The 15506-nt window shown below is 71.9% G+C and carries 10 protein-coding genes; 3 read left to right on the forward strand and 7 right to left on the reverse strand.

What is annotated here, in order from left to right:
- Positions 1 to 242: 242 nt before the first annotated feature.
- From OG897_RS25275 to OG897_RS25285, 3 genes are all read right to left on the reverse strand, one after another.
- Complete coding sequence (locus OG897_RS25275) at positions 243 to 3146, reverse strand: protein kinase (protein WP_266659605.1); 2904 nt, start codon at positions 3144 to 3146, stop codon at positions 243 to 245.
- Positions 3147 to 3482: 336 nt separating this feature from the next.
- On the reverse strand, positions 3483 to 5696 hold the full coding sequence (locus OG897_RS25280; protein ID WP_266659607.1) for a serine/threonine-protein kinase: 2214 nt from the start codon (positions 5694 to 5696) through the stop codon (positions 3483 to 3485).
- A 206-nt stretch (positions 5697 to 5902) separates the two neighbouring features.
- Entirely contained in the window at positions 5903 to 7609 is a 1707-nt protein-coding gene (locus OG897_RS25285; RefSeq protein ID WP_266660481.1) for a glycerol-3-phosphate dehydrogenase/oxidase, read from the reverse strand.
- A 282-nt stretch (positions 7610 to 7891) separates the two neighbouring features.
- Between OG897_RS25285 and OG897_RS25290 the strand changes: the two genes are divergently transcribed.
- Together OG897_RS25290 and OG897_RS25295 are read left to right on the forward strand one after the other, a co-directional pair.
- The gene (locus OG897_RS25290; RefSeq protein WP_266659609.1) at positions 7892 to 9154 is read left to right on the forward strand and encodes a nucleotide sugar dehydrogenase; all 1263 of its coding nucleotides are present in this window, start codon (positions 7892 to 7894) and stop codon (positions 9152 to 9154) included.
- A 347-nt stretch (positions 9155 to 9501) separates the two neighbouring features.
- On the forward strand, positions 9502 to 10077 hold the full coding sequence (locus OG897_RS25295; RefSeq protein WP_266659611.1) for a hypothetical protein: 576 nt from the start codon (positions 9502 to 9504) through the stop codon (positions 10075 to 10077).
- Between the two features lie 157 nt (positions 10078 to 10234).
- Here OG897_RS25295 and OG897_RS25300 read toward each other — a convergent pair whose 3' ends face one another.
- The 4 genes from OG897_RS25300 to OG897_RS25315 all read right to left on the reverse strand — a co-directional run bounded on the left by OG897_RS25300 (position 10235) and on the right by OG897_RS25315 (position 14654).
- The gene (locus OG897_RS25300; protein ID WP_266659613.1) at positions 10235 to 11362 is read right to left on the reverse strand and encodes a GuaB3 family IMP dehydrogenase-related protein; all 1128 of its coding nucleotides are present in this window, start codon (positions 11360 to 11362) and stop codon (positions 10235 to 10237) included.
- Positions 11363 to 11464: 102 nt separating this feature from the next.
- Positions 11465 to 12970, reverse strand: a complete 1506-nt coding sequence (guaB, locus tag OG897_RS25305) for an IMP dehydrogenase (RefSeq protein WP_266659615.1) — start codon at positions 12968 to 12970, stop codon at positions 11465 to 11467.
- 165 nt (positions 12971 to 13135) lie between these two features.
- Complete coding sequence (locus tag OG897_RS25310) at positions 13136 to 13723, reverse strand: sigma-70 family RNA polymerase sigma factor (protein WP_266659617.1); 588 nt, start codon at positions 13721 to 13723, stop codon at positions 13136 to 13138.
- A 319-nt stretch (positions 13724 to 14042) separates the two neighbouring features.
- A complete protein-coding gene (locus tag OG897_RS25315; RefSeq protein WP_003948568.1) occupies positions 14043 to 14654 on the reverse strand; it encodes a response regulator transcription factor in 612 nt (203 codons plus the stop codon).
- 350 nt (positions 14655 to 15004) lie between these two features.
- On the opposite strand from OG897_RS25315, the gene OG897_RS40830 reads away from it, so the two are divergent.
- Positions 15005 to 15418 carry a WhiB family transcriptional regulator gene (locus tag OG897_RS40830; protein ID WP_323188099.1) on the forward strand — a complete coding sequence of 138 codons (414 nt, stop codon included), beginning with the start codon at positions 15005 to 15007 and terminating at the stop codon, positions 15416 to 15418.
- The last annotated feature ends 88 nt before the right edge of the window (positions 15419 to 15506 follow it).

A 15506-nucleotide genomic window follows, 5' to 3' on the forward strand; every position in this document is an offset into this window, starting at 1 on the left:
CCCCGTGTCTCTGACGACCCAGGTTACGGATCGCGGGTGCGGAGGTGGAACACAGGGCCGATCACGAGACCGCACCGTAATGCCGGGCCGGTGATGGTGTGCCCACGGCGTGCGGACGACGTGCCGACACCGTGCCCGCGCGGCGCGCCGGTGCGGTGGCCAGGGCCTGTCGGCCGGACAGGCCCTGGGCCGGACAGGCCCTGGGCCGGACAGGCCCTGGGCCGGACAGGCCCTGGGAATCCCTAGGAATGCGGACGGTACTGCGCCGTCGCCGCCTCGTAGACCCGGTCGATCTCGTCGAGCTGCCGCTCGGGCCCGATGACCTGAATGATGTGGTACTTCTCGTCGACGATCATCACCTTGTTGCGCACCATGATGTCCCGGCCGCTGCGGTCACGCCAGTAGAACTGCCCCTCCGCACCGGCCTGTTGACCGACGCCGATGCTCCGCACGCCCCTCTGGGAGACCCAGGTGGAGTCGCGCATGGCCTGCATCTCCGGCTCGGACTTGAGCTGGTACTGCATGGGGTCGGCGCCCATCTCCTTGACCGTGTCCCGGCCGGGGACCACGATGAGCTCGATGTCGCCCCCGTAGTAGCGGACCTGGCTGTCGCGGCCCAGTTCCCGCCGGTAGTCGGTGCCCACGGCGATCTGGAAGCCCTTCGCGTCCTTGACGACCTTGAACCCGTCGGGCACCCCGGAGTCCGCCGTCTGCTCGGGCGGCGGCTGCGCGGGCCCCGTCGGCCTGCCCTTGTCCGGTTCCTTGCCGGGGTCCTTGCCCTTCTGCGGGTCGTCGGCCGACGTCGGCTGCGGCGCGGGCTGTTGGGGCTGCTGCGGCTCCTGGGACCGCGCGGGCTGACCGCTTCCCGTGTTCTGCCCGTTCGACGGACCCTCGTCCTTCGGCATGAACTTCACCGCGTACACGACGGCGGCCGCGAGCAGCGCCAGCACCAGGACGAGCAGCCACCGCCCCATCGACCGGGGCTGCCGGGCCCCGATCCTCGGCTCCCGAGGACCGCGCTGCGGCTTGACCGGTTTGGCTTCCGGGGCCCGCCCCTTGGGCTGCTTGTGCCGGTGCCGCCCCTGGTTCGCGGCGCTCTTGCCCTTGCTCCTGCCCTTCCGCTTCCGTACGAGTTCGCCCCTGCGCCGTACGATCGGCAGCCGCGCGGCGTCGGGCGGCGAAGGCACCGGAACGACCTTGGTGCCCGCCTCCGGCTCGGGCGCGGAGCGCACCAGGGACCGCAGCCAGCCCCGCAGCTCCTCGAAGTCGGGCCGCTCGGTGGGGTCCTGGCGCAGCAGCGACTCCACGACAGGCCGCAGCGGACCGCAGTCCTCCGCGAAGGCGGGCGGCTCGGCGCAGACCATCTGCACCAGCTCGGCCGCACTGTCCTCCGGATACGGCGCATGGCCCTGCACGATGCGGAACAGCAGCGCACCCAGCGCCCACAGGTCGGTGGCGGGCCCGATCGGCGGGGCCAACTGCCAGTTGACGTGGACGGGACCCGCCTGCTCGGGCGCCCACCGCTCGGTGACCGCGCCGACCACGTTGATCCGAGTCTGCCGGGCGCGCTCGGCGGCCAGCGGCGTACTGGGTCCCCGGTAGGGCAGCCCGGCGATGACGTCGTCCCAGCGGCTGCCGCCACCGGACGGCTTGGGCGCCGCCTCCGGGTCGCGGCCGGGCTTGTGCCCCGGGGCCGGGAGCTGCGTACGGGCCGGGTGGTGCGGGGTCTGGCCCGGTACGGGTCGGCCGTGCCGCATGTCGTCGGCACGCAGCGCTTCGCCGCCCGCCCCGCCCGCTCCGCCCCGGGGCACCGCGCCGTGCCAGCCCGCGCCCGGCGCGGGTTCACCGGCGCGCTCGACGCCGGTGGCCTCGCCGGGGGCGGCACCCGTGCCGCCCGTCGGCACGCGCGCGGCTGATGCGGCACCCGAAGCCGCTGCGGTGCCCGAAGCCGATGCCGTACGGGAATCCGATGGCGTACGGGAATCCGATGGCGTACGGGAAGGAGCGTCGTAGGCGGAACCCTGGCGTCCGCCGGTGTCGCCGTACGGGGAGACCGCCCCCGGGCGCTGCCCCAGCGGGGACACCGCCGTCGTGCGGGGCCGGTCGGGCGGGTCGCCGTACGGGGAGATCGGGCCGGTGCCCGCGCCGTACGAGGACGCGGGGTCGGGCGCGCCGCCCTGCTGGGTGCCCGGGGCCCGGCCCTGGTCCTGGAGGTACGGGCCGCGGGCCGGGTCGGCCTGGCGGCGCTGCTCCTCGGTGGCCTGGACCGCCGCGCGCGCTCCCGCCCGGTAGGCGGCTATGGCACCGGCTCTGGCGGCCCTCGGATCCGAACCGGGAGGGCCGAAGGGGGCGGGCGGGAGCGGGGCCCCGCCCGGCGGCCCCGCCTGCCCGGCGGAGAAGGTGCTGGGCAGCGCCGGGAGCGCGGGCCTGCCGGACGCGGCCTCCTCGCCCGGGGCCGACGGCTCCTCGCCCGGGGCGACATGGCCGCGCGGCACCGGAATCGCGCCGTCCGACCAACCGCCGTCCCGCTCGCCGGTGTTCGCGGGGATCCGGCCGGGGACGGGCGCGTACCCGCACAGCGCCTCCTCGGCGGCGCCCGCCGCGAGGCCGGTGAGCACGATGCGGCCGTCGTCGCAGACCAGCACGGTGCGGACGGTGATGTTCCGGTGGGTCCAGCCGTGGGCGTGCAGCACGCGCAGCGCGGTGAGCACGTCGGAGGCGACCTCGGCGGCGCGGTACGGGCTGAGCGGAGCCTCGGCGAGGAGCGCGGCGAGCGGGCGCGCGGAGACCAGTTCGCTCACTATCCACAGCGAGCCGTCTTCCTGGAAGACGTCGTAGACCTGGTCGATCCGGGGGTGGTCGGGGATCTGGGCGACGGCCTGCACGGCCTCGACGGCGCGCAGTACGGAGGGGTCGGTGGAGCGCGGCGGCGTCCCGCGCCCGGGAAGGCCACGCCGGTGGGCGGTCCCCCCGTCGGCGTCGAGGAGCTCGGCCTCCACCACCTCCGGCAGCGGCACCTGCCGTACGAGGACCTCCTGCGCGCTGTACGTGTCGAAGGCGCGGGTCTCCACCAGGTCGTACTCGTCGGAGGGCGGCAACGGCAGGCGGTAGCGATCGGCAAGCACCCGTCCCGCGTACTCGTCCACAACGCCTCCCCCGTGTGCGCGCTTCCCCGCTGCTCCCGGTCGACGGAGCTGTCCACCAAGACTGCGCGGACCCCCCGAAACCGTCAATTCCGGTCGTTTACCGGCCAATTGCGGCTGCGTACGGTCCACGGGGTCTCACGATACGTGGCAATACCCCGTTACGAGGCGGTGTCACCTCATCCCGGCGAATCCGCTGAATCCCGAGGCGCGGGCGGGACGCGGGCGGGACGCGGGCGGGACGCGGCCGGGACGCGGGCGGGACGCGGGCGGGACGCGGGCGGGACGCGGCCGGGACGCGGGCGGGACGCGGCCGGGACGCGGCCCACCCCGGGAACCTCAGGCGGTCGGCTTGAACGTCGCGAAGGCGGTCTCCCGCAGCTGCTTGCACTCCGCGCCGTCCCATTCGTCCGCCCGGCAGCTCACCATGATCGCGTAGCCGCGCTTGTCGTCGACCTTGAAACCACGGTTCAGGACGTGCGTGCGCTGGCCCTGCTCGGTGCGCTCGAAGTGCCAGTCGGCGGTGGTGGGGTAGCCGTTGTAGTTGACCGGTTTGATGTCGATCTGCTGGAAGTCCTTGCTCTTGGCGCCTACGGAGGCGACGGCTGCGAGCCAGGCGGTGGCGGCGTTGGGCCCCGGCGAACTGGTGAAGTCGACCTGGACGCGGGGGAATCCGCCGTCCTTGTTGTATATGCCGCCCGAGTTCTTGCCCGCTATGTCGTTCCGCCGGAAGCCCTCGGGCATCGCCATCGTGAAGTGGAACCGGTCGTCGGTGACGGTCGTGAAACCGGCCGGGACCGCTCCGTCGGCGGGGTTGCCGGTGCCGGGGGTGGTGGTGGGCTTCGTTCCGGGGGTGCCGCCCCCGCCGGTGCTGCCCTTCTCCGGCTCGGTGCCCTTGTCCTTCGCGGGGTCCTTGTCCGGGTTCTTGGCGTCGCCGCCCGCGGTCGCGCCGCTGGAGGAGTTCTGGCCGCCCTTGCCGGTGGGGCTCTTGTCGTCGTCCTTGTTGAACACGATGGCGAGCACCGTGCCGAGTACGGCGAGGGCCGCGACCAGCGCGACCACGAGGAGGGCCCGCTTGCGCGTGGCGGGCGACATCCCGCCGACCGTCCCCGGCGACGTACCGCCGGATCCGGAACCCGCGCCGGAACCGGAGCCGCTGGACCGCATCGCGGCCGTGGCCGCTCCGGCCGCGGCGGGCCCCGCCACAGCGGGAGTCACCGGTGCCGCCGCGGGCGGAGTGGCGGTGGCCTTCGGCGTGGCGGCCTGCTTCTTGCCCTTGGGGGCGCGGGGGGCGGCCTTCTCCTCGGGCAGGGGCGGCAGCGGAACCATCTTCGTGGCGTCCGACCGGGCCAGTTCGTCCCCGGCCGCGTCCGCCTTGTCCAGCTGGAAGAGCACGTCGGTGAGGAGGGCGCGCGCGCCCGCGTCGTCGAGGCGCTGCGCCGGGTCCTTGGCGAGCAGGCCGTAGATGACGTCCTCCAGCGGACCCGCGTGCTTCGGCGGGTCGACCGGCTCGGTCATCACGGCCGTCAGCGTGGCGATGGCGGAGCCCTTGTCGTACGGCGGAACACCTTCCACCGAGGCGTAGATGAGCCCGCCCAGCGACCACAGGTCGGCGGCGGGCCCCGGCTTGTGGCCGCGCGCCCGCTCCGGCGAGATGTACGAGGGGGCGCCGACGAGCATGCCGGTCGAGGTGATCGAGGGGTCGCCCTCGACCTGGGCGATGCCGAAGTCGGTCAGGACGACCCGGCCGTCCTCGGCGATCAGTACGTTGGACGGCTTGACGTCGCGGTGCAGGATGCCCTGGCGGTGCGCGGCGCGCAGCACGTCGAGGATCGCGAGCCCGACCTCGGCGGCCCGACGCGGCGTCAGCAGGCCGTCCTCGCGGATGGCTTCGGCGAGGGACTTGCCCTCGACCAGCTCCATCACGATCCACGGCCGGTCGTCCTCGTCGACGACGTCGAAGACGGTGACCGCGTTGTGGTTGCGGATCCGGGCGATGGCCTTGGCCTCGCGCAGGGTCCGCGTGATCAGGCGGCGCTTCTCGTCCTCGTCGATGGCGGTGGGGAAGCGCAGCTCCTTGACGGCGACGGTCCGGCCGAGCGTCTCGTCGACGGCCCGCCAGACGGTGCCCATGCCACCCCGGCCGAGCACGTCACCGAGCCGGTAGCGCCCGGCCAGCAGTCGGCCCTCGACCTCCTGGGAGGTGTCCGACGCGGCGTCCTTGGCGGCTTCGGCGGCCGTCTCGTCGGAGACCTCACAACGTCCGCCACGATCCGACGCCCCGCCGACCGGCGCTTTCTCGGCGCCCCGCGCCTTCTCGCCGTCCAGCGCTTTCTCAGCACCCCGCGCCTTCTCGCCGACCCGAGCCTTCTCGGCGCCCTGCGCCTTCTCGCCGTCTCCCGGCGTGCCGGACTCGGCGTCCCGCGCCGCGTCGCCCTTGGGTTTGCCGTCCTCCGGCGCGCTGTCCTTCCGCCCGCCGGACACCGCATCCCGCTTCTCGTCGGACACGGCATCCTGCGTGCTCTTCCGCGACTGCTCCGGCTCGTCCGACATGCGTCCCCTCTGCGATCCCTGATCTTCGCCCCGTGCCCCGGCCGTACCTACATGTACGAACATGTCGTAGGACCTTCTCGGCGGCTTCCCCGGCGATGCGGCAACCCGCCCTGGCAGAGCCCCCATTGTCCCCCACGCACGGACCGCCAACACCCCCGGGGCGCGACGGACAACCGCCGCGCCCCGCACCCGAGCCCCCGCGACCCCTACAGCGGCACGATGTCCGGCGCCCCCAGCCGCGCCGCGTCCGCCGTCAGGTCGTCGGGCTGACGCTGCGACTCCCGCTCGGCCTCCACCCGCTTCTCGTAGTGCTCCACCTCCCGCTCCACCTGCCCCTTGTCCCAGCCCAGCACCGGGGCCATCAACTCCGCACACTCCAGCGCGCTGAGCGTGCCCCGGTCGAAGGTCTCGATGGAGATCCGGGTGCGCCGCGTCAGCACGTCGTCGAGGTGCCGCGCCCCCTCGTGCGAGGCCGCGTAGACGACCTCCGCGCGCAGGTAGTCGTCCGCCCCGGTCAGCGGCTCGCCCAGACCCGGGTCCTTGGCGATCAGCTCCAGGACCTCCTCCGCCAGCGATCCGTACCGGTTCAACAGGTGCTCCACCCGCACCACATGCAGACCCGTCCGGGCGGCGATCCTCGCCCGCGCGTTCCACATCGCCTTGTAGCCCTCCGCCCCGGCCAGCGGCACGTCCTCCGTGACGCACTCCGCGACCCGCACGTCCAGCGCGTGCACCGCCTCGTCGACCGCGTCCTTCGCCATCACCCGGTACGTCGTGTACTTGCCGCCCGCGACCACCACGAGCCCCGGCACCGGATGCGCCACCGTGTGCTCCCGCGACAGCTTGCTGGTGGCGTCCGACTCCCCGGCCAGCAGCGGCCGCAGGCCCGCGTACACGCCCTGCACGTCGTCCCGGGTCAGCGGCACCGCCAGCACTGAATTCACGTGCTCCAGCAGGTAGTCGATATCCGCGCTGGAAGCCGCCGGGTGCGCTTTGTCCAGATCCCAATCGGTGTCCGTCGTTCCGACAATCCAGTGCCTTCCCCACGGAATGACGAAAAGGACCGATTTCTCGGTACGCAAAATCAATCCCGTGGACGAATGAATTCGATCCTTCGGAACGACCAGGTGAATTCCCTTGGACGCCCGCACATGGAATTGCCCGCGCTCCCCGATGAGCGCCTGGGTGTCGTCGGTCCACACCCCGGTCGCGTTCACCACCTGCTTCGCCCGGATCTCGTACTCGCCCTGCGCCTCGACGTCCTGCACCCGCACCCCGACGACCCGCTCGCCCTCGCGCAGGAACCCGACGACCCGGGCCCGGTTGGCGACGTGCGCACCGTACGCGGCGGCCGTGCGCACCAGGGTCGCCACGTAACGGGCGTCGTCCATCTGCGCGTCGTAGTACTGGAGCGCCCCGGTCAGCGCGTCCTTCTTCAACGCCGGTGCCACCCTCAGCGCGTGCCGCCGCGTCAGATGACGGTGCATCGGCAGACCCCGCCCGTGCCCCGACGACACCGACATCGCGTCGTACAGCGCCACGCCCGAGCCCGCGTACCAGCGCTCCCACCCCTTGTGCTGGAGCGGGTACAGGAACGGCACCGGCTTCACCAGGTGCGGGGCGAGCCGCTCAAGGAGCAGCCCGCGCTCCTTCAGCGCTTCCCGTACGAGAGCGAAGTCGAGCATCTCCAGATAGCGCAGGCCGCCGTGGATCAGCTTGCTGGAGCGACTGGAGGTGCCGGACGCCCAGTCGCGGGCCTCGACCAGGCCGGTGGCCAGGCCCCGGGTCACGGCGTCCAGCGCCGTGCCCGCACCGACCACGCCCGCGCCCACCACCAGCACGTCCAGTTCCCGTTCGGCCATCGCGGCCAGCGCCTCGGCGCGCTCGGCCGGTCCCAGTGTCGCTGTCCTCACTGCTGCCTCCCGGTTGGTGCGGTTGGTGCGGCTGGTGCGGCGCTCCTGGACGGGTGTGCCCCGGACCACTCCACCGATTCTCGCCGCAGGGCGCTCCTTCAGCCACTGCCTGTGGACAACCGGGGACGGGCCCGACTCGCAAATCCCCCATCACGGTCATATTTACGCCTAGTCTGACATTTCCTCGGCTCGAACTGTCCACAGGGCTTGCGCACCGACCCGCCTCCGGTTAAAGGCGAGGCAGTCGGCCCCTGCGGACTCAAGGGAAGGACGGCTCACGCCATGCCCGCAGATCTCGCCGTCATCGGACTCGGTCACCTCGGCCTCCCCCTCGCCCAGGCCGCCGTCGCCGCCGGCATCGCCACCATCGGTTACGACCCCGACCCCCGCGCCGTCGCCGAGCTGGCGGCGGGCCGTCCGCCGGTCGAGGGCTCGCTCTCCGCCGCCGAGATCCGCCGGATGCTCGCCCGGGGCTTCCGCCCCACCACCGACCCCGCCGAGCTGGGCCGGGTCCGTACCGCCGTGATCTGTGCCCCCACCCGGATCGGCCCGGACCGCACCCTCGACCTGTCCGCCGTCGAGGCCGCCGCCCGCACGCTGGCCGCGCGCCTGCGCCCGCACACCACCGTGCTGCTGGAATCGGCCGCCTACCCCGGCGCCACCGAAGAATTCCTGCGCCCCCTCCTGGAGCAGGGCTCCGGCCTGCGGGCGGGCCGCGACTTCCACCTCGCCCACTCCCCCAGCCGCCTGGACCCCGGCAACCGCACCCACGACTACGCCCACACCCCCAAGGTGATCGGCGGCCTCACCCCCGCCTGCACCGAGTCCGCCGCCGCCTTCTACGGCCGCCTCACCGACAAGGTCGTCCGCGCCAGAGGCCCCCGCGAGGCCGAGACGGTCGCGGTCCTCGAAACCAACTACCGCCACGTCAACATCGCCTTCGCCAACGAGATGGCCGTCCTCTGCCACGACCTCGGCGTCGACCTCTGGGACGTCATCCGCTGCGCCGAGACCAAGCCCTACGGCTTCCAGGCGTTCCGCCCTGGCCCCGGCGTCGGCGGCCACAGCCTCCCCCTCGACCCCAACTACCTCTCGTACAACAGCCGGACCCCCGGCCACCCCCTGCGCATGGTCGGCCTCGCCCAGGAGATCAACGGCCGGATGCCCGCGTACGTCATCCAGCGCTGCGCCACCCTCCTCAACGAGCACGGCAAGTCCGCGCGCGGCGCCCGCGTCCTGCTTCTCGGCGTCTCCTACAAGCCCGACCTCGCCGACCAGGAGAACTCCCCCGCCCCCGAAATCGCCTCCCGGCTGCGCGACATGGGCGCCCACCTCACCTACCACGACCCGCACGTCCCGCACTGGCGGGTGCGCGACGTCCCGGTCCCCCGCGCCGACTCCCTCTACGAGGCGGCAGCCGCGGCCGACCTGACGATCCTGCTCCAGCACCACCGCACCTACGACCTCCAGGGTCTGGCGGTCAAGGCCCAACTCCTCCTGGACACCCGGGGCGCGAGCCCGGCGGGAGCGGCCCACCGGCTCTGAGGCCCCGACGGAAGCCACGCACCCATGGCGCCTCCCCCCCCCCTGGGCGCGCCATGATCAGGATCCGCCGGCGCATCCGCACGGGGCAGCGGCGTCAACGCAAGCTGCCGACGCGGGCGTTCAGGTGCGCCCGGGCGGTGTGCAACGACGCGGTACGCGCCCGCGATGACACCCGCCAGGCGATCCGCCGCACGGCGGACGCCCGCTGTTCTGGTGCCGGCCCGAGCTCCGCCCGGAATGGTCCCGTAATCCGCACACGGGTTGTCGGGGGCTACTGCTACGGTCAGCCCGCACAACCGAACTTATGCACGCTTTACGCGCATGCACTTCCCAGGGGGAAACCGCCCATGTCCTATCCCGCTCAGCCGCCCCAGCAGCCCGGCGGCAACCCGTACGGCCAGGATCCCAACCCGTACGGCCAGCCGCAGCAGCCGAACCAGTTCCCCCAGGGCCAGTTCCCCGGCCAGCCCCAGGGGGGCCAGTTCGGCGGCTACCCGCAGCCCGCGCCCGCCGCCCGCCGGGGCAATGTGGGCCTGGGCCTGCTCGCCGGGCTCGCGGTGGCGCTGGTGGGAGGCGTCGTCTACGGCGTGATCATAGGCAAGGCGGACTTCCAGATCGGCTGGCTCACCTTCGGCATCGGCTTCCTGACCGGCCTGGTCGCGGCCAAGCTCGGCGGGCGCAACCCGGTGGTCGTCGTGACGAGCGTGGTCTTCTCGCTGCTCGCGGTGTACGTCGGGGACATCCTGGGCATCGCCATCGCCTATTCCGACGGCCAGGGCGCGGATCTGATGAGCTTCCTGACGCAGAACTTCGTCCAGCTCAACGACGCGTTCAGGCAGCTCCTGGACCTGGAGCCGATCCAGTTCCTCTTCTTCGCGCTCGGCGGCGTCGGCGCGTTCGCGGGCGTCAAGAAGGCTTCGTGACCGCCAGCCGCCTCTCCGTCCTGATCCTGGGCCCAACCGCCCTCGCCTGCGGAATCCGGCGCGCCCTCATCAGCCTGCTCTGACCCGACACGCACCAGTGGCCCGGCACCCCCACCAGGGGGCGCCGGGCCACTTGCGTACGTACGAGCGAAGAACCTCAGCGGCGGTGCTGCGAGTCCGCGACCGTGACCTCGACGCGCTGGAACTCCTTGAGCTCGCTGTAGCCCGTGGTGGCCATCGAGCGGCGCAGCGCGCCGAACATGTTCATCGAGCCGTCCGGCACGCGCGAGGGACCGGTCAGGATCTCCTCGGTCGTCCCGACCACGCCCAGGTTCATGCGCTTGCCGCGCGGCACGTCCTCGTGGACGGCCTCCATGCCCCAGTGGTGGCCCTGGCCGGGCGCGTCCGTGGCGCGGGCCAGCGGGGAGCCCATCATCACGGCGTCCGCGCCGCAGGCGACGGCCTTGGGGATGTCGCCGGACCAGCCGACACCGCCGTCGGCGATGACGTGCACGTACCGGCCGCCGGACTCGTCCATGTAGTCACGGCGCGCGGCGGCGACGTCCGCCACGGCGGTCGCCATCGGGACCTGGATGCCCAGCACGTTGCGCGTGGTGTGCGCGGCCCCGCCGCCGAAGCCGACGAGGACACCGGCCGCGCCGGTACGCATCAGGTGCAGCGCGGCGGTGTACGTGGCGCAGCCGCCGACGATGACCGGGACGTCCAGCTCGTAGATGAACTGCTTCAGGTTGAGCGGCTCGGCGGCACCGGAGACGTGCTCGGCCGAGACGGTCGTCCCGCGGATGACGAAGATGTCGACACCGGCGTCCACGACGGCCTTGGAGAACTCGGCCGTACGCTGCGGAGACAGCGCGGCGGCGGTGACCACACCCGCGTCGCGCACCTCCTTGATGCGCTTGCCGATCAGCTCCGCCTTGATGGGCTCGGCGTAGATCTCCTGGAGGCGGCGGGTGGCGGCCGTCTCGTCGTTCAGCTCGCGGATCTCCGCCAGCAGCGGCTCCGGGTCCTCGTACCGCGTCCACAGCCCTTCGAGGTTCAGGACGCCGAGGCCGCCCATCTCGCCGATGCGGATGGCGGTCTGCGGGGAGACGACCGAGTCCATCGGAGCGGCCAAGAACGGCAGCTCGAAGCGGTAGGCGTCGATCTGCCAGGCGATCGAGACCTCCTTCGGGTCCCGCGTACGCCGGCTCGGCACGATGGCGATGTCGTCGAACGCGTACGCCCTGCGGCCGCGCTTGCCGCGCCCGATCTCGATCTCAGTCACGTTGTGTGGCCTTTCCCTCTTGGTCTGCCGTTCCAGTATCCCCGACACGCAGCGAAGGGGCGGTCCCGGTGATTCCGGGACCGCCCCAAGCGCGCGTCGTGCCTACTTACGGCTGTAGTTCGGTGCCTCGACCGTCATCTGGATGTCGTGCGGGTGGCTCTCCTTGAGACCCGCCGACGTGATCCGGACGAAGCGACCGTTGTCCTGAAGCTCCGGAACGGTGCGTCCGCCGACGTAGAACATCGACTGGCGCAGGCCCCCGACGAGCTGGTGCACGACCGCCGAGACCGGGCCCCGGTAGGGCACCTGGCCCTCGATGCCCTCGGGCACGAGCTTGTCGTCGGTGCGCACGCCCTCCTGGAAGTACCGGTCCTTGGAGTACGACTTGTTGTCGCCGCGCGTCTGCATGGCACCCAGCGAGCCCATGCCACGGTACGACTTGAACTGCTTGCCGTTGATGAAGAGCAGCTCGCCCGGGGACTCCTCGCAGCCCGCGAGCAGCGAGCCCAGCATCACGGTGTCCGCACCGGCGACGAGCGCCTTGGCGATGTCGCCGGAGTACTGGAGGCCGCCGTCGCCGATGACCGGAACCCCGGCCGCCTTCGCGGCGAGGGACGCCTCGTAGATCGCGGTGACCTGCGGGACGCCGATACCGGCGACGACGCGGGTCGTACAGATGGAGCCGGGGCCCACGCCCACCTTGATGCCGTCGACACCGGCGTCGATGAGGGCCTGCGCGCCGTCCCGGGTGGCGATGTTGCCGCCGATGACGTCGATGCCCGAGGTGTTCGACTTGATCTTGGCGACCATGTCGCCGACCAGGCGGGAGTGGCCGTGCGCGGTGTCCACGACGATGAAGTCGACACCCGCCTCGGCCAGCGCCTGGGCGCGCTCGAAGGCGTCACCGGCCACACCGACGGCCGCACCGACGAGGAGACGGCCCTCGGCGTCCTTGGCGGCGTTCGGGTACTTCTCGGCCTTGACGAAGTCCTTGACCGTGATGAGGCCCTTGAGGATGCCCGCGTCGTCGACCAGCGGCAGCTTCTCGATCTTGTGACGGCGCAGCAGCTCCACCGCGTCGACGCTGGAGATGCCGACCTTGCCGGTGACCAGCGGCATCGGCGTCATGACCTCGCGCACCTGACGGCTGCGGTCGGTCTCGAAGGCCATGTCGCGGTTGGTGACGATGCCGAGCAGCTTGCCCGCCGGGTCGGTGACCGGCACGCCGCTGATGCGGAACTTCGCGCACAGCTGGTTGGCCTCGGCCAGCGTGGCGTCCGGGTGCACGGTGATCGGGTCGGTGACCATGCCGGACTCGGAACGCTTCACCAGGTCGACCTGGTTGGCCTGGTCGGCGATGGAGAGGTTGCGGTGCAGGACGCCGACACCGCCCTGGCGGGCCATGGCGATGGCCATCCGGGACTCGGTGACCTTGTCCATCGCGGCGGACAGCAGGGGGATGTTCACCCGTACGTTCCGCGAGATCAGCGAGGAGGTGTCGATCTGGTCGGGAGCCATGTCGGAGGCGCCCGGCAGCAGCAGCACATCGTCGTAGGTCAGCCCGAGCGTCGCGAATTTCTCCGGCACTCCATCGACGTTCGCAGTCATGACACCTTCCCAAATGGTCTTGCCCGGCGCGGATGTCCATGCTAACGGGAACCTGACGTGTCGGATTCCACGATCATGACAAGCGGCCAAGTTTGTACGTTTCTCCTGCGCGCGGGTACGCCGATGCGGTACGCGGCAGGGCGGGCCGGGCCTGTGGCGCGGGGCCTACTGCTCGGCGAGGGCACGGAGTCTGCTCAGTGCCCTGTGCTGTGCAACGCGCACGGCACCCGGGGACATTCCGAGCTTCTGTCCCGTTTCCTCCGCGGTCAGACCGACCGCGACCCGCAGCACCAGCAGCTCGCGCTGGTGCTCGGGAAGGTTGGCGAGGAGCTTCTTGGCCCAGGCGGCGTCGCTGCTGAGCAGCGCCCGCTCCTCCGGGCCCAGCGAGTCGTCGGGGCGCTCCGGCATCTCGTCGGAGGGCACGGCGGTCGACCCGGGATGGCGCATTGCCGCCCGCTGGAGGTCGGCGACCTTGTGCGCGGCGATGGCGAAGACGAATGCCTCGAAGGGCCTACCCGTGTCGCGGTAGCGCGGCAGCGCCATCAGCACGGCGACGCAGACCTCCTGCGCCAGGTCCTCCACGAAGTGACGGGCGTCACCGGGCAGCCGGGACAGCCGGGACCTGCAATACCGCAGGGCGAGGGGGTGAACGTGCGCGAGGAGGTCGTGCGTGGCCTGCTCGTCGCCCTCGACGGCGCGGTGCACGAGCGCACCGATGGCACCCTGGGCCGCCACCGCCTCGTCGTCACGCATCGGACCATGGTGCCTTGGCGTTGCGGCATCCGCGCCGCCGCGCCCGTAGTTGTGCACTGAAGCGTTATGAGCAGGTACGCCAGGACTCATCTCCCGCGCCCTCTCCTTCCGCTCGACCGACCCGTTCCCGAGGAACCCCATCCCTCAAGGATGCGGCATCGGCCGCCGAACCGGGATCGGGCGTCCTGCGCCCCGCCCGCACAAGGCGGGCGGGGGACCATCTCACGCGTACGACCGGGCCAGGAAGGCCAGGTCGGGGCGGGGCCTGGCGGACCGGACCCCATTCTGGCGGACCAGGGCCTGATCCGCCGGACAGGCCCTAGCGGACCAGACCCCATCGGAAGCCGAGCGCCACCGCGTGCGCGCGGTCCGAGGCGCCGAGCTTCTTGAAGAGCCTGCGGGCGTGCGTCTTGACCGTGTCCTCGGAGAGGAAGAGCTCGCGGCCGATCTCGGCGTTCGACCGGCCGTGGCTCATCCCCTCCAGAACCTGGATCTCGCGGGCGGTGAGCGTCGGGGCGGCGCCCATCTCGGCGGACCGCAGCCTGCGCGGGGCGAGCCGCCAGGTCGGGTCGGCCAGGGCCTGGGTGACGGTCGCGCGCAGCTCGGCGCGGGACGCGTCCTTGTGCAGGTACCCGCGGGCACCCGCGGCGACGGCGAGGGCGACCCCGTCGAGGTCCTCCGCGACCGTCAGCATGATGATCCGGGCGCCGGGGTCTGCGGACAGGAGTCGACGGACGGTCTCGACGCCACCCAGACCGGGCATGCGTACGTCCATCAGAATCAGGTCCGAACGGTCGGCGCCCCAGCGGCGGAGGACTTCCTCGCCGTTGGCCGCCGTCGTCACGCGCTCGACGCCGGGCACGGTCGCGACCGCGCGGCGGAGCGCCTCTCGGGCAAGCGGGGAGTCGTCGCAGACGAGGACGGATGTCATGACAGACGTCCTCCGCTCCTGCCGCTCCGGCAGCTGATGCGCGTCACCTTGGGCCTCCAGGCTGAATACAAGTCGTCACCTGTGCGGTTGACGCTCTCGGACACCTGCCCGATCGCCCTTTCCTTCAACCGCCTCAGCCCAATCAACGACGGTCACTCGAAAGAGTTACGGCCTGAGAATCGGGCCCTCGAAGGCCCAGTGCCCCATTTAGTCGGTTTTCTTCCCTTTTGCTGGTGTCTGTGGCTAGATTCGGAATGAATCATATTTACATCTACTCACACCGTAGATGTCAGTAGATGTGATGATCTCGGTCATCGTTCCGCCTCAGCACAGACGCAAGGGGACAACCCATGGCAGATTTCTCCCGCCTTCCCGGACCCAACGCCGACCTGTGGGACTGGCAGCTCCTCGCCGCCTGCCGCGGCGTCGACAGTTCGCTCTTCTTCCACCCGGAGGGCGAGCGCGGGGCCGCGCGAAGCGCACGTGAGAACTCGGCGAAGGAGGTCTGCATGAGGTGCCCGGTGCGCGCCCAGTGCGCGGCGCACGCGCTCCAGGTCCGCGAGCCCTACGGGGTGTGGGGCGGCCTCACCGAGGACGAGCGCGAGGAGCTGATGGGCCGCGCGCGGCACCGCCTGGTGCCCGCGGGCGCCACGGCGGCCGCGAAGAAGGCGGCCCCGGCGGGGGCTCCGGCGCGGACTGCGGCCAGGACTCCGGCGAAGGGCGGCGGAGTGGAGCACGCGCGCCGGGTCACCCTGGTGAAGTAATCGGTCGTCCAATCCGAGCAGAAACGTTTCTTCGCGCTGTCCACCCGCTTGGGCCCGTCCATGCGGCGGGCGGCCGGTCGGACGCCCG

The sequence above is a fragment of the Streptomyces sp. NBC_00237 genome, from assembly GCF_026342435.1.
Classification (GTDB): domain Bacteria; phylum Actinomycetota; class Actinomycetes; order Streptomycetales; family Streptomycetaceae; genus Streptomyces.